The organism is Bartonella sp. B1099, from assembly GCF_944801835.1.
Lineage (GTDB): Bacteria > Pseudomonadota > Alphaproteobacteria > Rhizobiales > Rhizobiaceae > Bartonella.
Map to the genome: position 1 here is coordinate 90,088 of NZ_CALYLN010000002.1, position 17,496 is coordinate 107,583.

General features: G+C 36.9%; 18 protein-coding genes and 1 pseudogene. 9 read left to right on the forward strand and 10 right to left on the reverse strand.

The genetic code is table 11. The annotated features are described in order from the left end of the window. Positions 1-55: 55 nt before the first annotated feature. The 3 genes and pseudogenes from rpsD to NNJ73_RS06690 form a co-directional block, all read right to left on the reverse strand. Positions 56-673 (reverse strand): 30S ribosomal protein S4, encoded by a 618-nt coding sequence (gene rpsD / locus NNJ73_RS06680; protein ID WP_012231733.1) that lies wholly within the window; start codon positions 671-673, stop codon positions 56-58. A gap of 171 nt (positions 674-844) precedes the next feature. After that, positions 845-1,672 carry a glutamate racemase gene (gene murI, locus NNJ73_RS06685; RefSeq protein ID WP_254493371.1) on the reverse strand — a complete coding sequence of 276 codons (828 nt, stop codon included), beginning with the start codon at positions 1,670-1,672 and terminating at the stop codon, positions 845-847. Continuing rightward, a pseudogene (locus NNJ73_RS06690) lies at positions 1,665-2,502 on the reverse strand (RNA methyltransferase). Before NNJ73_RS06690 ends, murI begins: the two are co-directional and overlap by 8 nt. A 300-nt stretch (positions 2,503-2,802) precedes the next feature. On the opposite strand from NNJ73_RS06690, the gene sfsA reads away from it, so the two are divergent. Genes sfsA through radC form a run of 3 tightly spaced genes read left to right on the forward strand, consistent with a single transcriptional unit; the run spans position 2,803 to position 5,154 of the window. Further along, positions 2,803-3,519, forward strand: a complete 717-nt coding sequence (gene sfsA, locus NNJ73_RS06695; protein WP_254473971.1) for a DNA/RNA nuclease SfsA — start codon at positions 2,803-2,805, stop codon at positions 3,517-3,519. Beyond that, a complete protein-coding gene (map, locus tag NNJ73_RS06700; RefSeq protein ID WP_254473970.1) occupies positions 3,512-4,342 on the forward strand; it encodes a type I methionyl aminopeptidase in 831 nt (276 codons plus the stop codon). Before sfsA ends, map begins: the two co-directional genes overlap by 8 nt. A 17-nt stretch (positions 4,343-4,359) precedes the next feature. After that, complete coding sequence (radC, locus tag NNJ73_RS06705; RefSeq protein WP_254493375.1) at positions 4,360-5,154, forward strand: DNA repair protein RadC; 795 nt, start codon at positions 4,360-4,362, stop codon at positions 5,152-5,154. A 42-nt stretch (positions 5,155-5,196) separates the two neighbouring features. On the opposite strand, the gene NNJ73_RS06710 is transcribed toward radC, so the two are convergent. The 4 genes from NNJ73_RS06710 to NNJ73_RS06725 all read right to left on the reverse strand — a co-directional run bounded on the left by NNJ73_RS06710 (position 5,197) and on the right by NNJ73_RS06725 (position 8,114). Then, the gene (locus tag NNJ73_RS06710) at positions 5,197-5,409 is read right to left on the reverse strand and encodes a DUF3126 family protein (RefSeq protein WP_254493377.1); all 213 of its coding nucleotides are present in this window, start codon (positions 5,407-5,409) and stop codon (positions 5,197-5,199) included. A gap of 612 nt (positions 5,410-6,021) precedes the next feature. Continuing rightward, positions 6,022-6,795, reverse strand: coding sequence for an alpha/beta fold hydrolase (locus NNJ73_RS06715; protein ID WP_254493379.1), 774 nt, complete (start codon positions 6,793-6,795; stop codon positions 6,022-6,024). Then, entirely contained in the window at positions 6,792-7,304 is a 513-nt protein-coding gene (locus NNJ73_RS06720; RefSeq protein WP_254493381.1) for a DUF192 domain-containing protein, read from the reverse strand. The genes NNJ73_RS06715 and NNJ73_RS06720 overlap by 4 nt, the downstream gene beginning before the upstream one ends. 234 nt (positions 7,305-7,538) lie before the next feature. Continuing rightward, the gene (locus tag NNJ73_RS06725; RefSeq protein WP_254493383.1) at positions 7,539-8,114 is read right to left on the reverse strand and encodes a cold-shock protein; all 576 of its coding nucleotides are present in this window, start codon (positions 8,112-8,114) and stop codon (positions 7,539-7,541) included. 327 nt (positions 8,115-8,441) lie between these two features. Here NNJ73_RS06725 and NNJ73_RS06730 point away from each other — a divergent pair, with 327 nt between their 5' ends. The 5 genes from NNJ73_RS06730 to NNJ73_RS06750 all read left to right on the forward strand — a co-directional run bounded on the left by NNJ73_RS06730 (position 8,442) and on the right by NNJ73_RS06750 (position 13,308). Next, positions 8,442-9,575: an ABC transporter substrate-binding protein gene (locus NNJ73_RS06730; RefSeq protein WP_254493385.1), complete on the forward strand. Its 1,134-nt coding sequence runs from the start codon at positions 8,442-8,444 to the stop codon at positions 9,573-9,575. 122 nt (positions 9,576-9,697) lie between these two features. Further along, positions 9,698-10,774, forward strand: coding sequence for a branched-chain amino acid ABC transporter permease (locus NNJ73_RS06735; protein WP_254493386.1), 1,077 nt, complete (start codon positions 9,698-9,700; stop codon positions 10,772-10,774). Next, on the forward strand, positions 10,774-11,832 hold the full coding sequence (locus tag NNJ73_RS06740; protein WP_254493388.1) for a branched-chain amino acid ABC transporter permease: 1,059 nt from the start codon (positions 10,774-10,776) through the stop codon (positions 11,830-11,832). The genes NNJ73_RS06735 and NNJ73_RS06740 overlap by 1 nt, the downstream gene beginning before the upstream one ends. Beyond that, positions 11,829-12,611 (forward strand): ABC transporter ATP-binding protein, encoded by a 783-nt coding sequence (locus tag NNJ73_RS06745; protein ID WP_254493390.1) that lies wholly within the window; start codon positions 11,829-11,831, stop codon positions 12,609-12,611. The genes NNJ73_RS06740 and NNJ73_RS06745 overlap by 4 nt, the downstream gene beginning before the upstream one ends. Then, on the forward strand, positions 12,598-13,308 hold the full coding sequence (locus tag NNJ73_RS06750) for an ABC transporter ATP-binding protein (RefSeq protein WP_012231719.1): 711 nt from the start codon (positions 12,598-12,600) through the stop codon (positions 13,306-13,308). Before NNJ73_RS06745 ends, NNJ73_RS06750 begins: the two co-directional genes overlap by 14 nt. Positions 13,309-13,390: 82 nt before the next feature. On the opposite strand, the gene gatA is transcribed toward NNJ73_RS06750, so the two are convergent. Next, entirely contained in the window at positions 13,391-14,875 is a 1,485-nt protein-coding gene (gene gatA / locus NNJ73_RS06755) for an Asp-tRNA(Asn)/Glu-tRNA(Gln) amidotransferase subunit GatA (RefSeq protein WP_254493392.1), read from the reverse strand. A gap of 31 nt (positions 14,876-14,906) precedes the next feature. Beyond that, the gene (gene gatC, locus NNJ73_RS06760) at positions 14,907-15,194 is read right to left on the reverse strand and encodes an Asp-tRNA(Asn)/Glu-tRNA(Gln) amidotransferase subunit GatC (RefSeq protein ID WP_254493394.1); all 288 of its coding nucleotides are present in this window, start codon (positions 15,192-15,194) and stop codon (positions 14,907-14,909) included. A 150-nt stretch (positions 15,195-15,344) separates the two neighbouring features. Between gatC and ruvX the strand changes: the two genes are divergently transcribed. Next, positions 15,345-15,824, forward strand: a complete 480-nt coding sequence (gene ruvX, locus NNJ73_RS06765; RefSeq protein ID WP_254493396.1) for a Holliday junction resolvase RuvX — start codon at positions 15,345-15,347, stop codon at positions 15,822-15,824. On the opposite strand, the gene NNJ73_RS06770 is transcribed toward ruvX, so the two are convergent. Further along, a complete protein-coding gene (locus tag NNJ73_RS06770; RefSeq protein WP_254493398.1) occupies positions 15,809-17,428 on the reverse strand; it encodes an acyl-CoA dehydrogenase family protein in 1,620 nt (539 codons plus the stop codon). The genes ruvX and NNJ73_RS06770 overlap by 16 nt on opposite strands. Positions 17,429-17,496 lie beyond the last annotated feature (68 nt).

Genomic DNA, 17,496 nt, shown 5'->3' on the forward strand with positions numbered 1-17,496 from the left:
ACACAATAGTTTGAAATTATAATAATAGAAGAGAAACAACTTTTCTCATAAAAAATTATCGAGAATAAAATTCAACGACCAAATTAGGTTCCATTTGCACAGCATAGGGAACATCTGCAAAAGCAGGAATACGTGTAAAGGTCGCTTTCATCTGTTTATGATCTGCTTCAATATAATCGGGGACATCACGTTCTGCTAATTGTACTGATTCTAAAACTAAAACAAGTTGTTTTGATTTTTCCCGGACCTCAATAACATCACCTGGCTTACAACGATACGATTGAATATTTGTACGTCGCCCATTTACATTCACATGACCATGATTAATAAATTGGCGAGAAGCAAAAATCGTAGGCACAAATTTTGCACGATAGACAACAGCATCCAAACGAGATTCTAAAAGGCCGATAAGATTTTCACCTGTATCACCTCGCCGACGAGCAGCTTCTACATAAGTTTTATGAAATTGCTTTTCTGAAATATCACCATAAAATCCTTTCAACTTCTGTTTAGCGCGCAATTGCACCCCATAGTCAGAAAGTTTTCCTTTACGGCGCTGCCCATGCTGACCTGGACCATAATCACGACGATTGACAGGAGATTTTGGACGACCCCAAATATTTTCTCCCATACGTCGATCAATTTTATATTTTGTTGTTTCGCGTTTACTCATCGCATTTCCTTTAAAATAAAACACGAGATCTGAAGATCCCAAGGAAACGCGCCCTCCTCTGCCTTTAAATACAAAAGACTGACAGAATAGCTTAACATACCAATGATGCGAAGTTATCCACGGGACACGTCAATGATAGCCATTTTCTTGAAAGAAAAAGCTGGAGTATTTTTATTGATCCCGTATCTCAAAGTCAACACCTTTCATAAGTTTTAAGCCAAATCCTTTTAACAACTGCTCCGTTGAAGAAGTGATATTTTTCGATGTCAGCAACGCAAAATCTTGATATTTTTTTATGGGGTGCTGATGTATTTTTTCCGACAAAGGTAATAATGATCTGATATGTTTGGCGATCGCTTTTGCTGGATCAATCCATTCAACAGACCATAAAGCTTGTTCACGAAAGAATTTAATCAAAAAAGGATAATGAGTGCAGGCTAAAACAATAACATCAGTATATTTGCCATTTTTTTCTACAAAACATGGCAGGATTTCTTTTCTTAACTCTTCTAAATCAATAGATTTTCCTCGTAAATAATCTTCAGCAAATCCAGCAAGCTTTTCACTTCCTACAAGCTGAACATGACACTGTCCAGCAAAAGAGTTAATTAATTCATTTGTATAGGCACGTTTAACTGTTCCAGGAGTCGCTAATACGGAAATAAAACCAGATTTCGTTTGTTCAGCAGCTGATTTAATAGCAGGAACCGTTCCCACAAAAAGGACATGAGGAAAATTCTGTCGTAGATCTGCCATCATCAATGTAGAAACAGTGTTGCAAGCAATCACACATAAGGCGGGATTATAGCGTGTTAAAAGATTTGTAAAAAACTTTAAAATGCGTTCTTTTAAAACATTTTCTTCCCAATTACCATAAGGAAATCCAGCATCATCAGCCACATAAATAAATTGTATTTCAGGGATAAAAACGCGCGCTTCCCTCAACACTGTTAAACCACCAACACCACTATCAAAAAAAAGAATAGGCCGTTCATCCATCAGTTTTCACATTTGTTTTTAATTTTTTGACGATCACGCTCTTTAGGGGCTCTACTCCCCCGTGGATATTGAGGAGAAAAATGATCCAACGAAGATATAACGCCTCGCAATAAGCGAACCTCAGATTCACTAAAGTTAGCACGCGTAAAAACAGAGCGTAAATTTGTAAGCATAACCTCTTTTCGTTCTCGGGGTCTAAAATACCCACGGATATCCAAAGCCTCTTCCAATTGAGATAAAAAACCATGAAGCACTGCTTTATTTGCAGGCTCCATCTCTGCTGCACGAAATGCCGTATCGCTTACATTTTCTAGACCTGTTTTCATCCATTCATAAGACATCAAAAGAACCGCTTGTGCAATATTAAGTGATGCAAAAGCAGGATTAACTGGAAAAGTAATGATTTCATCAACAAGGCTGATTTCATCATTTTCTAGTCCCCATCTCTCTCTTCCAAAGACAATACCTGTTTTATGTCCGATATTCTCACGCTGACGAAGTACATTTGCTGCTTCGACAGCACTTTTTACAGTTTTAAATCCACATCTTTCACGGGCTGTTGTAGCAAAAACATAATGTAAATCTGCAATTGAATCACGTAATGTGTCAAAAATCACGGTGTTGTTAATGACATGATCAGCTTTACTTGCAGCAGCTCTAGCTTTTTCATTTGGAAATATTTCCCGAGGTTTGACAAGCCGAAGTTGAGAAAGCCCAAAATTTGCCATTGCCCTTGCGACCATACCAATATTTTCCGGAAGCTGCGGTTCAACTAAAATAATAATGGGTCCATTTGTTAAATTTTCACGATTCTTATTCGTTCCAGCCATCAACCTTACCTAGTTTCACTTAAATAATCTCCCTCTCCACTATTTTTTAATGGAACCTTCTTCACAGTACGCTAATACTGTTTAATAATAAATTATAGACAATGTTATTTTTTCACTCAACGCGTGTAGATTTTCTCATAAAAATTTAAAAAGCCATTAAAGTGAACGATGAAGTTTATAACAATTTATATAAGATATCGTAGCGTTTTTTACATCCATTTTATCTTTTTAAATAGGGAATAACTCCTACAAATCATAATCTCAGTTGAATTATGAAATCATAAATCCTAAAAAAGAAATATGTACTTTATTCCCAAACTTTTTCCTGCAAAGCTTATCCGTCGTTATAAACGTTTCCTTGCAGATGTTAAACAGGATGACCAACATATTTTCACTGTGTCGGTACCAAATACAGGATCAATGCTTGGATTGACAGCTTCCAACGCCAAAGTTTGGCTTTCATATCATAAAAATACCAAGAGAAAATATGCCTATCAATTAGAAATTGTTGAATCCGATAATACTTTAGTTGGTATTAATACCACTTTACCGAATAAACTTGCGTTAGAAGCAATTCAAAACGGATTACTACCAGAATTAAGTGGGTATAAAACGATTTTAAAAGAACAACGCTATGGGATACAATCACGCATTGACTTTCTTCTACGGAATGACAATCTTCCTGATTGTTACCTAGAAGTCAAAAATGTTCATTTTATTCGTCAAAAAGGATTAGCAGAATTTCCTGATAGCGCAACAAAACGGGGAGCCCGTCACCTTGAAGAACTCATACAAATCGTACAACAAGGAAAACGAGCTGCTATGCTGTATGTTATTCAACGGGAAGATTGTGCAGCTTTTACAATCTGTCACGATCTTGATCCACTCTATGGACGTAAGTTTGATTTAGCATTAAAATCAGGAGTAGAATGTTATGCTGTAAAGTGTCACGTAAGTGTAGAAGGTATTTTTCCGATTCAGAGAGTAAAAATAGAAAACAGAAAAAACAATGATTGAGTATATTGAATATAATAAAATCCCTTTAAAATTTAACGGGAAAATTCGCATTTTCGATGACTATGCTTTCGCTAAAATGCGTGAAGTTGGTCGTATTGCGGCAGAATGCCTTGATGCTCTTATGGATATTATTAAACCTGGCGTCACTACACAAGAAATTGATGATTTTGTATTTACTTTTGGTGCCCAAAAAGGAGCTCTTCCTGCTGATTTAAATTATCATGGATACAGCCATTCATGCTGTACATCTATCAATCACGTTGTCTGTCATGGTATTCCCAATAAAAGACCCTTGCAAGAAGGTGATATTGTGAATGTTGATGTGACTTTTATTCTTGATGGTTGGCATGGTGATTCAAGTCGTATGTATCCTGTTGGAAAAATCAGACGTGCTGCAGAACGCCTTTTACAAATAACCTATGAAAGTCTTATGAGAGGAATCGCTGTCGTTAAACCTGGAGCAACGACAGGTGATATTGGTGCTGCCATTCAACAGTATGCAGAATCTGAACGGTGCTCAATTGTGAGAGATTTTTGCGGACATGGTATTGGTCAGCTTTTTCATGATGCCCCCAATATTCTCCATTATGGAAATCCTGGAGAAGGAGTCGAATTAAAACAAGGGATGATGTTTACGATTGAACCTATGATTAACCTTGGTAAACCACAAGTTAAGATTTTATCTGATGGATGGACTGCTGTTACTCGTGACCGCTCTCTGACAGCACAATATGAGCATACAATTGGTGTTACAAATGAAGGGTATGAAATATTTACACAATCGCCTAAAAATATCTTTTATATTCCAAATTCTCAGACCTAATCCACTGTAGAGATGTTATGGCTAAAAAATTAAATCAAAAGGAAGATATTCAAAGTAATCACTTTGCATTAACATCAAGTTCTCCATCCACCCCAGTATCAGAAAGAAAAAGTAAAGACCCTAAGAAAAACACACAGCTTGATAAACATTATCAAGGACATCGTGAGCGTCTTCGAAAGCGCTATTTAAAGTCAAAAGGAAATGCACTTGAAGATTATGAATATCTTGAATTATTGCTTTTTCGCACAATACCTCGCGCAAACACAAAACCTATAGCTAAAAATTTGATAGCACATTTTGGTTCACTCGCAGATGTGTTAGGAGCTGATATTCATCGACTTCAAGAAGTTCAAGGATGTGGTCCCGCAACGGCAATTGATTTAAAAATTATTTCAGATGTTGCAGGACGTCTTGCTCGTGCGCAATTGTTTAAACGTGATATTTTTTCATCATGGGATAAAGTATTAGCGTATTGTAAAGCGGTTATGGCTCACGAAACACGTGAACAATTTCGTATTTTATTTCTCGATAAGAAAAACGGCTTACTTGCCGATGAGGTGCAACAAACTGGAACGATTGATCATACCCCTGTTTATCCTCGTGAAGTTATTTCTCGAGCTTTAGAATTATCCGCAGCAGGACTTATCTTAGTCCACAATCACCCTTCTGGTGATTCCACCCCCTCCGATGCAGATATAACAATGACATACAGATTAAAAGACGCAGCAAATGCATTAGGGATTACAATCCATGATCACCTTATTATTGCACGCCATAATCATACAAGTTTTAAAGCATTAAAACTCATATAAACCTTATGGGAAAAAAGACTTCATTCAAGGATGAATAGCCAATCAATTCTCTAAATCAATATCCAATATAGCCATTGAGAAATTATAGGATAGCTCATCTTCATCTTCATCTCGATAGATAACACCTAGAAACTCATCCCCCATATAAACCTCACAAGAATCATCCTTTTTAGGGCGTGCTCTGACTTGCAATGCTGAGTTTTGGAATGTATTTTTTAAATAATTATTAAGTTTTTTTATTTCATCAGCATTCACTATGCTCTCCTGTTTTTTGAAACGATTAAAATAATTGTGTGTCGCGCGAATAAGACACTTATATGATTCTGTAAAGCCAGTAAAAAAGCTTAATCTGAATATTGACTTAATATTACATATATTTACAGCTCTTTCTTTATATCTTCATAAAGAACTTCTATAAAAGGAGTCTATCATTATTAAATATACCCGTATAGATAAAAAAATGGCAGAAAACTGTGTATATTTAAAATAATTTTACTTTATCTCCAATTTTAGCATCTGCATTTATGAGGTGTGTTTAGAGGAAAAATTAATCAACGATTTATAATTTTATTACTTCTATAAAAAATTAAAATAATAATAATTTTTTATTTAAAACTGCATTTTTAGCAAAAAAATATTATTATATCACTCAAAAATAATTCTTTTCAACGAATTTTAAATATAGTTATCTAACCTTAAAAGAATTACTTAGTTTAAGAAATATACAAAATAAGTGAATAAGAGTTTATTTGTCTGCCTATTTTTTATAAAAACTTATGTCAGAGTAAAAAGTTTTTAAATAATCTTTTCAGTTTATACGCGAAAATATTAGGTATTTTTGTAAATGCTAAGATCTATCAAAAATTTTTATTTTATAGGATAACGAGAGAGAAAATCGATAACACCTTTTTTATAAACTTTATCACCTACAGCAAGCATATGATCTCGACCAGGAATTGGTAAAGCTTCACCACAAGGCAACAAAGCTGCTAATGGCTCTGCAGCACCGCCAATCTCATCTAATGAGCCAACGGCAACAAGTGCAGGTTGTTTAATTTTATGAATTTCAGATGCCGTTAACTCTTGTTTTGATGTGATAATACAAGCAGCCAGAGCACGCCTATCACTTTTCGTTTGATCAGCAAATTTACGGAACATTAAACCACGCGTATTGGTAATGGTAGAGGGATCTTCCGCTAAAAGAGCCTCAGCAACAGGCTCCCAATTTCCTGCTCCCGTTACCATACCAATACCTAAACCACCAAAAATAACGCTGTTCACATATGTTGGATGTAAAAGAGCCATAAAAGCACTAATACGAGCTCCCATAGAATATCCCATAACATGGGCTTTAGATAATTCTAAATGCTGTAAGAGTTTGACCGCATCGCCAGCCATAGCTTGAGGTGTATAAAAGCTAGGATCATAACTTTTAACTGAATCTCCATGCCCTCGGTTATCAAGAGCAATAACACGATACCCTGCTTCAGTGAGAATACGAAACCAACCCGTTGCATACCAGTTCACCCGAGCAGAAGATCCAAAACCATGGATCAACAAAATAGGTGCGCCTTTCCCTTCTTCACGATAAGCAAATCGCAAACCATCATATTCAAAAAAACGAACGTCCTCAGCTGTCATTTTTTATTGCACTTTCCACAAATGACAGGATGAATAATACGTTGCCCTTTTTGTATCTGTTTTTCAGAAACTTCACCAGCGTTAATCTCAAGTGCAAAAGCTGCAGGAACGCCTGATGAAATGGTCTTTTTTGAAAATGGAGAAGTGTTTTCAATAATCGATACAATAATGCCTTCAGAGTTTAAAAAAATCATATCTAAGGGCAAAGGTGTATTAGCCATCCACATAAAAAGCTTCTGTTCATCTCCCGATTGATAACTTTTTTGCTGTTTAAAAAGCATTGCACGATCGCGTGGAAAATCAGTCCGATACATTAAACCAGCTGCTGCTTGAGAGGGAGTAAAAGCAATCTCTACCTTATAAGAAATCGTGCCCTGGTTTGTGTGTATTTCTAAAGGAATCGGATGAACAGGAATCTCCATGGGCTCCTTCGCGACAACAACGCGCGTCTCTAACATAAAAAACACCGCCAATAAAACAATATATCCTCTTTTAAAAAGTTTTAACATTTTTGTCCCCACCACAAAAAAAACTTAAATTTTGTTTCTGAAATAGAAATATCAGAGTTCAAAAGCCAAAAAACAAGAGAGCTGTTCTCTTTTTTTTTCCTTATTTTTATAGATACGCGCATTTTCTCATTTAGTTTATAAATTCACGAGAGCTATAACAGAGATACTTCTATAGCTGTTTACGCAATAAGCATCCTTTAAAAGATTTTACTCGAAAGTTCAATGAGTAGCGATTTAATGTGTAGCAAAAGGAAATCCTATATCTGGATAAATTTCTGCTGTCATCAAACCTTTTTCCCCTTTACCAAACCGGACAAGAACAACTTGTCCTGAACGAAGCTCCGCTAAACCAAAACGGCGCAACGTTTCCATATGGATAAAAATATCTTCTGTCCCTTGCCCACGGCTAAGAAAACCGAAACCTTTGTCACGATTAAACCATTTAACAATTGCACGTTCTAGTCCACTTTCTGGAGTAACCACAACATGAGTACGGGCAGGAACTTCTGATGGATGAACCGCTGAAGAACAATCGATAGATTTCACCTGAACGCACTTTAATCCTCGTTCCGTCTTTTCCACAGCACAAATAACTTTAGCGCCCTCTAAAGCTGTTTGGAAACCATCCCTTCGCATGACTGTAACATGCAATAATATGTCGGGAAAATGAGGTAAATCAGGTACAATAAATCCATAGCCCTTACTACCATCAAACCACTTAATGACACCACTGATTTCGATAATTTCCCCACAAGCACCTATACTATCCTCAGATAGGGAACAATCTTTGAATGCATCCTTACTCGTCATAATAACGTGATCCTGTAGCTTATAAATTGTACGATATTGATTCTCTAGGTTTAAGTAAACATTGCTATTGTATTAACACGCAAGCCCCAAGATAAGATTTCCCCATATTGTCGTATCTCTTACATATTAATATCAACATGAAATTTATAAAAAATATTTATAAAACTATTTGATTGTGCACTTTACATATCCTACAAAGAGGGCTCTACAAAAAAGGTCATATAAAAGTTTTTTTACATAATGATATTTTCATTAATGTGTAACTTGCATGATGAAGAAGTTCAATATAAGGTGCAAAAACGACAATTCAATTAAGGAAAATGCGCAATGCAATTGAAGAAAATCCTTACGACAATCACAGCTTTTATGGCACTTACAGCGAATGTTTATGCGAATGAACCTATCAAAATTGGTATTTATCTTCCGTTAAGTGGTCAAAATGCCTTTGGAGGTCAGCTTGAAATTCGAGGTATCGAATTAGCCCATAAACAAGTTCCAGAAATTTTGGGACGTAAAGTGGAACTTGTTATTATTGATAATAAGTCCGATAAAGTGGAAGCGGCTAATGCTGTTATGCGTTTAACAGCAAGTGAAAAGGTAAGTGGAATCATTGGTAGCTATGGTTCTTCACTCTCGCTAGCAGGTGGTGAAATAGCTGAAAAAGCAAAGACTCCGGCCATTGCAACTTCTTCAACGAATCCCCTTGTTACACAAGGTAAAAAATATTACTTTCGCGCTTGTTTTATTGATTCCTATCAAGGAGTAGGAATCGCAACTTATGTAAGCCAAGTTTTACAGGCAAAAAAAGCCGCTATCCTCAAAGATATTTCAAGCGATTATGCCATTGGGCTTGCAAGTTATTTTACACGTGCTTTCAAAAAATTAGGTGGTGAAGTTATCTCAAATTTAAATTATAATTCTGGAGATCAGGATTTTTCAGCTGTTCTCACACAAATTATCGCGAAAAAACCTGATATTTTATTCATTCCATCTTACTTTTCTGAAGGAGCCATCATCATGAAACAGGCGCGTGAATTAGGGGCGAAGTTTCAAATTATGGGTGGAGATGCCATGGATAATCCAGAAACTATTACGATTGCAGGAAGTGCTGCAGAAGGTTTTTTACATACGACACTTCCCTATAGTGAGGATATGCCAAATATGTCAGCTGCTGCGCAAAAATTTACAGAAGAATGGAAAAAAGTTTATCCTGACAAAGAGCCAAATATCAATTCAGTTTTGGGATACACAAGTTATATGATGTTCATGAAGGCTATTGAAAATGCTGGCAGCGCTGATCGTGAGAAAATTACCATTGCATTAAGCAAGTTAAAAGATTTTGAAACACCCTTTGGTAATATGTCGATGGATGAAAATCATAACCCTACGATTCCGATTGGTATCATTAAAATACAGGATGGAAAACGTGTTTATTTAGAAGAAGTTAAACCTGCTTTTTAATTTAAGAGTTGTACGTATTAAAATTGAAATGCAAAAATTGGTTGAGAAAAATATTCTCAACCAAAAAAGCTTAAAGATTTTCTTATTATCCTAGTAAATTAACAAATGTGGAAGGATGAGAGATGAGCACTGAAATGTTCATCCAGTATTTTTTTAATGCGCTGGCATTGGGGTCTCTTTATGGGCTTATCGCTATTGGTTACACCATGGTTTATGGTATATTGAGACTGATTAACTTTGCTCACGGTGATATTTTTATGCTGGGAGCTTATTTTGTTTTCTTTTCCACAATTAGCTTTATGCCGGCTTGGGCAGCATTTCTTCTTCTATTCCTCGCTGCTCTTATTTATTATTCAGTATTTATAGGATTTAAAAGGCGCCCTCCAACTTATTGGATGGCTGTTTTTTTGATTCTTACATTAGGATTTATTTATTATTTTAAAATTTCTCCACAAAATTTTACACCGATCTGGGTTTTAGCTCTTTGTTTTTCCATTTTTATTACAAGTGCAGTGGGGATTATTGTTGATCAATTTGCCTATAGACCTTTACGCCATGCACCGCGTATTTCGGCACTTATCGGTGCAATCGGTGTTTCTTTTTTTATTGAAAATATTGCTACTGTACTCTTTAGTGGTGTTCCCAAAGGTGTAAAACAACCAGATTTTCTGGTAACACCATTTTTATGGCACCTAGGATCAGAAGCAGAAGGTATCATTAGAATTGCTCCCATGTCTCTGATTGTTCCTATCGTATCATTGGTTCTTATTGTCTTATTGTTATGGATTATCCATAAAACAAAACCTGGTCTTGCTATGCGTGCAATCTCTCATGATATCGAAACAACGCGTTTGATGGGGGTTTCTGTCAATAAAGTCATTGCATTTACATTTGGGATAGGCTCAGCACTTGCTGCTATAGCAGGTATTATGTGGTCTTTACGTTATCCTCAAATTCAGCCTTATATGGGCGTTCTTCCTGGTCTTAAAGCCTTCATTGCCGCCGTTATCGGAGGTATTGGTTCGATACCAGGAGCAATGTTGGGGGGATTGTTATTAGGGTTTATTGAAATTATGATTATCGCATTTTTCCCCGCGCTATCTGGATATCGTGATGCCTTCGCTTTCATTTTATTGATTCTGATTTTATTGGTATTGCCCACGGGATTAATGGGTAAAAAAAGTCAGGAGAAAATCTAATGACAAAGTCAGCGACAATTTTTTTATCGTGTATCAGTATTTTCATTCTTATAGGTTTTTTATTCTATGCAGATAACCATTTTAATGACTATACACTCCGTATTATCAATCTGATTGCTATTAATGCAATCTTGGCAATTTCACTTAATTTGATTTACGGCTTTACAGGTATGTTTTCCCTTGGACATGCCGGCTTTATGGCTATTGGTTCTTATGTCTGCGCAATTTTACTTCTTTCTCCTGAACAAAAAGAGATGATGTGGATTCTTGAGCCTATCGCTGAACCTTTGTCCCATCTACAACTCCCTTTTTTTGTTGCTGTTGTTGTCAGTGGTTTGTGTGCAGCAATTATCGGTTTATTGATTGCTTTGCCAATATTACGTCTTGGTGGCGATTATCTTGGGATTGCAACATTGGGGTTTGCAGAAATTATCCGCATTATCATTACCAATGCAACATCGCTCACAAATGGTTCTTTAGGAATCAAAGGAATACCTCAAAATGCAACGTTATGGTGGAACTATGGTTGGTTAGCATTTACAGTTCTCTTTATTGTCCTCTTACTGCGAAGTAATACGGGTAACGTATTACGGGCTATTCGTGATGATGAAATTGCTGCGAAAACGATGGGAATTAATGCTTTTTTCTACCGTAGTTTTTCTTTTACTGTTGGAGCGTTTTTTGCAGGGATAGGTGGCGCATTAATGGCTGCTCTTATTTCAACCATTGATCCGAAAATGTTTAATTTTTTGCTCACTTTTAATATTTTAATGATTGTTGTCGCTGGTGGTCTTGGTTCAATTACAGGAAGCATTATTGGCAGCATTATCATTACAGTCATGCTTGAATGGCTTCGTATTATTGAAAGTCCATTTGACTTAGGTTTTATACATATTCCAGAAACACCAGGACTTCGCATGGTTGTTTTCTCTCTTTTATTGCTGGTAATTATTTTATTTTGGAGAAAAGGGTTGATGGGACAACGTGAATTCTCATGGAATGGAATTTATAACTTTTTGGCACGCAAAAAGTTTTCTAAGTCTGAGGGAAAGCTATGAACGACACTCTTCTTTCTCTCAATGATATTGTAATGCGTTTTGGCGGATTAATTGCTGTCAATAATGTTAATATGGCCATTAAACGAGGAAGCATAACAGGATTAATTGGTCCTAATGGTGCTGGAAAAACAACAGTTTTTAATATGATTTCTGGATTTTATGCCCCTACAAGTGGTACTATTCTTTTTGATGAACAAAAAATTTCTGGAGAACCTCCTTATATTGTTTGTAGACGTCATATTGCCCGAACATTTCAAAACATTCGTCTTTTCTCAGGGTTAACAGTTTTACAGAACGTTATGGTAGGCGCTCATGTCCGTCAAAAATATCCTTGGTTTTCTTCAGCCCTCTTTTTTTCAAAAGCAATGAGTGAAAAAAGAGAAGTGTATAAAAGTTCCATGGAGCTTCTTGAACGGCTACAACTTGATCACCTTGCCAATCAATTAGCAACAGCTTTACCTTATGGTGTACAACGGCGTTTAGAAATTGCACGCGCATTAGCCACGAAGCCTAAATTGCTTCTTCTTGATGAACCTGTCGCTGGCATGAATCCCCAAGAAAGTGACGATCTTAGAAAATTCATCGCAAAAGTGCAAAAAGACTTTGATCTTACAATTCTTCTTATTGAGCACGATATGAAAGTGGTTATGGGGCTTTGCCGACATATTTTGGTTATGGAATATGGCTGTTGCATTGCTAATGGCACACCAGATGAAATTCGTAATAACCCTAAAGTTATTGAAGCTTATCTTGGCGGAGATGTTTATGGATATTCTTAAAATAAAAAATCTTCACGTTCATTATGGCGCCATTAAAGCTGTTCAAAATCTTTCTATGTCCATAAAAAAAGGGAGTATTGTTACTTTAATTGGGGCCAATGGTGCCGGGAAAAGCAGTATTGTACGCTCTATTACAGGACTTAATCGCTCTGTTTATGGAGAAATTACCTATAATGGCGAATCAATTATTAAAAAATCACCAGAAGAGATTTTGCGATTAGGGATTGCTCTAAGCCCTGAGGGCCGACGTATTATGCCCCATCTCACTGTTTTAGAAAATCTCCATCTGGGTGCTTATATCCGTCATGATAAACAGGGAATTTCTCGTGATATTGAATGGATATTTGATCTTTTCCCACGCCTACGTGAAAGATCAAAACAGTTGGGAGGAACAATGTCAGGTGGGGAACAACAAATGGTTGCTGTAGGACGCGCACTTATGAGTAATCCTGATATGGTTATATTAGATGAACCCTCGTTGGGGTTAGCCCCCCTTCTTGTTCGGGAGATTTTTTCGATTATCCGCAAAATTAATGATATGGGAAAAACTGTTCTTCTTATTGAACAAAATGCATTTGCTGCACTTTCTATCGCAGATTATGCTTATATTTTAGAAGTAGGACATATTTTATTTCACGGTGAAGGCAAAGCTATGCTTTCTGATCCGCGCGTTAAAGAAGCCTATCTTGGTGGATAAAGCGAAAGGCAATAGAGCTATCTCTTCTCCCTTTAAGAAAGCATTTCTCATCAGTGATGAGAAATGCTTTTCGGTTTGGTGATTATATCCACCATTTTTCTGCACAAAATATTCCTGCGGCTTGTTCAATAATATGTGCTATTTTAAAAATGACTTCTTCAGCAAAGGGTTTACCAATCAGTTGCAATCCTAGGGGTAAACCATTTGATGACAAACCAGCAGGAACAGACATTCCTGGTAAACCAGCCATATTAACCGGTACCGTAAAAATATCATTAAGATACATTGCAACAGCATCATTTTTTATTTTTTCATCAGCAATACCAAAGGCAGGTGTTGGAGTTGCTGGGGTAAGAATAGCATCAATGCCTGAATCAAAACATTGATCAAAATCATGTTTTACGAGTGTCCTTACTTTTTGAGCTTTTAGATAACAGGCATCATAATAACCAGATGAAAGAACATAAGTCCCAACCAAAATACGCCGCTTAACTTCATCACCAAAACCAACAGAACGCGTATTTTCATACATTTCAATAATATCTTTTCCAGGCACACGCAAACCAAAACGGACACCATCATAACGCGCTAAATTAGAAGAGGCTTCTGCAGGAGCTATAATATAATAAGAAGGTAGAGCATATTTTGTATGGGGTAAAGAAATATCGTGTATTTCAGCTCCCGCATCTTTTAACCAATTTATCCCCTTTTGCCAAAGTTCAATAATCTCAGAAGACATTCCATCCAGATAATATTCTTTTGGAATACCAATTTTCATTCCTTTAATTGATTGACCAAGATAACTTTCATAATCAGGAACTGGTAAATTCATGGAAGTAGAATCTTTTTCATCAAAAGAGGCCATTGATCTGAGTAAGATAGCACAGTCACGAACATCTCTAGCAATAGGTCCAGCTTGATCGAGGGATGAAGCAAACGCGACAACGCCCCATCGTGAACAACGTCCATAAGTCGGCTTTATTCCTACAGTTCCAGTAAAAGCTGCTGGTTGACGTATTGAGCCACCTGTATCTGTTGCTGTTGCACCCGCACAAATTTGTGCGGCAACAGCGGCAGACGATCCCCCCGAAGAACCACCAGGGACGAGTTTTTCATTCGAGCCTTTTTTCCTCCATGGATTAATAACGGGACCATAATATGATGTTTCATTAGAGGAGCCCATAGCAAACTCATCCATATTAAGTTTTCCTAACATCACGGCACCATCTTGCCATAAATTAGCCGTAACGGTTGATTCATAGTGCGGTTTAAAACCATCAAGGATATTTGAACAGGCTTGAGTATGAACACCACGGGTTGCAAAAAGATCTTTAATTCCTAAGGGGATTCCTTCCAAAGTCCCCCCCTCTCCTCTCGCCAAGCGGCCCTCTGATTCAGCAGCCATTTTTCTTGCTTGTTCTGCTGTTATTGTTACATAAGCATTCAAAGTTGGATTAGCCAGTTCAATTGCTTTTAAATAAGCTTCCGTTAATTCCGTTGCTTTGAGCTTTTTCTTTATGAGAGCATCACGAGCTTGTGCAATTGTGAGGTTTGTTAAATCAGTCATATTGGTTCTCAAATTTCAAAAATATAAAAAGTTACTCAACAATTTTTGAGACAAGAAAGAAATTTTCTTCTGTAACAGGGGCATTGGCGACAATATCTGCTGCTTTATTGCCATCTGTAACACGATCTTCACGCATTCGTAGAGTCATAGGTATCACAGATGTTAATGGCTCAACTTCACTGACATCAACTTCATTTAACTGCTCTACAAAACCGAGAACAGCATTGAATTTTTTTGTCATAGGTTTTATCTCATTATCATGGATGGCAATCCGCGCTAAACGAGCAACCCGCTTGACGGTTTCTTGATCAACAGACATACTCTTTACGCCTTTCTGTTTTTTTTGTTTTATGCATTAATCTTTATTCTGGCTATACAAGGCTGCGCTTGCAAGCGCAAGAATATTAGATAACATGAATAAAGAATATAATTATAGATCTGGAACATTAAAAAACGTATTATAATTCTTATGACTGTTATTAATATCAATGAAGTTATGACACATCTTTTGCCTGGACAAACAATAGCAGGCTTAGATTTAGGGACAAAAACCATTGGAATTGCGATTTCTGATATGGGGCTAATTGTTTCAAATCCGCGTCCTGTGCTCCAGCGAAAAAAATTTACAGAAGATGCTCACGCACTGATTAAAATTTTTGATCATGAAAATGTAGGCGTTGTTATCATTGGCTTACCTCTTAACATGAATGGAAGCAGTGGCTCTCGTGTTCAAGCAACGAAAGCTTTTGTAAGTAATATGAAAGCGCATACAGAAATTCCATTTGTTTTTTGGGATGAACGCTTATCAACCATTGCCGCAGAGCGCTCTCTTTTAGAAATGAATGTATCGCGCACTAAAAGAGCAAGCAGAATTGATTCAGCAGCTGCTGCTTTTATATTGCAAGGTGCACTCAATAGAATTCAAAACTTTCATCATATGGAAGGATAGAGAACATTAAGCAAATGCCCTGCATTATAGCGCGCAATGAGCATCCCGTAGGAAGATCTCCATTGTCCCCCAAGGCGGCTTTCCATATAGGCATTTGCAACATGTTCTATGTCCGTAGAACGTAATGAGGCGGCGGCGGCGGCATAGGCTACTTGTTCAACAAAAAACCTTCCTGCTCCTTCATTTGCTGCTGCCATATCACCGGCAGACTTAATAATTTCAATAGCGCGTGGTCCTGCTGGTCCAATATCAAGAGCGATTTTTTCTAATAGTTTCTGAAACAATCCCGGTGCTTTTTCAGCAATAAGAATGGCATCCTTGACCAATTGATTAGCAGAACTATTTCTCACAATTCGTGCAGGCCCATTATGCAACATTTGTGATAATGGATTATTCTCTATAAAGCTTTCAATACCAAGTTGTGCAATAATTTCGCCAATAATAGGCACAACCAATTGACTGACATGATAAGCAATAATAGGTGTCATAATGCGCGCGAAAGCGGCTTCAGAACGGTCATTTGCTGCATTATCAAAGGCTCGCGCTAAACGCAAAACCAATGCTTGTGAAGCTGCAATATCTAATGCAATATCTGCAAAAATACGTTCTGTCAGTGGTGGTAAAGGCTGATTTGGCATTTTTTTTCGGAAGAAATCTATACCAAATTGAAGGGCAGCGCGCAAAACACCTGCCGATATGACAGATTGATCAAAACGCATCATCGTCTCGATATCTTTAATAACTTTAAGACCTTCTCCAGCATTTCCCAAAAGCCAGCCATAACTGCCTTGAAAATCAACAACTCCCTCTGGTGTTAAAAGTTCTCCAGAACGCTGAATTAAATGACGAATCGATATCAGACCATTTAATGCACCATTTTCCTGTATACGTGGAACAAAAAAGCAACTTAAATGACCATTTAAATCTGCACTAACAAGATACCCATCAGCTGTAGGATTAATTACATTAGTTTTTACGACATTTAAGCGATACAGATCGCGTTCCATATTTTCATCGAAAGAAATTTTCTTAACACTTGGAAAATTGAAAGCGTATTGTTCAATATCATCAAAGGCACACGTCAAAGAAGCGGATTTTTTATGATGAATAGGCTTTGATGAAGAATCATATTGGCGTGACAAAAGAACATTTTGCCATTTTTTGAAGAGCTCATTATCACTAATTAAGACGGCAATCGCTGCACTCGTTATAATAATCTCATTCAAATGCCCTGTTTCTAAACCAGCAGATAAAGCCAAACGAATTGCACGTGCTTGATAACGTACCCCATTTTCTGAAGAAGTGTTTTCCCAAAGCGAGGTCACCAACCCCGCTTGTCTAGAATATTGTTGAAGGTCTTGATAGGAAGAATGTATTTCTAATTTTTCTACCGGCTGTCCCCATTCATCGTTATAACACAATAAAGGCTTATAATGATTCGCTGTGCAAGAAAGCTTCCATGCTTCTTGACTCGCAGCAAAATCTCCTATTTCTTCAAAGCTTGCTAGTAAAAACTTAGGTAACGTAGAGGCTATACGAAACATAAGCGTATCACTAAGAAATGTATTTTTTCGACGAGCATTTTGCGCAGAGACAGCACTCATAGGTCTATTCCTATATTCAAATCATTCATATCATAGACTATTTGTCTTTTTAGAGTTAAGAAACATTT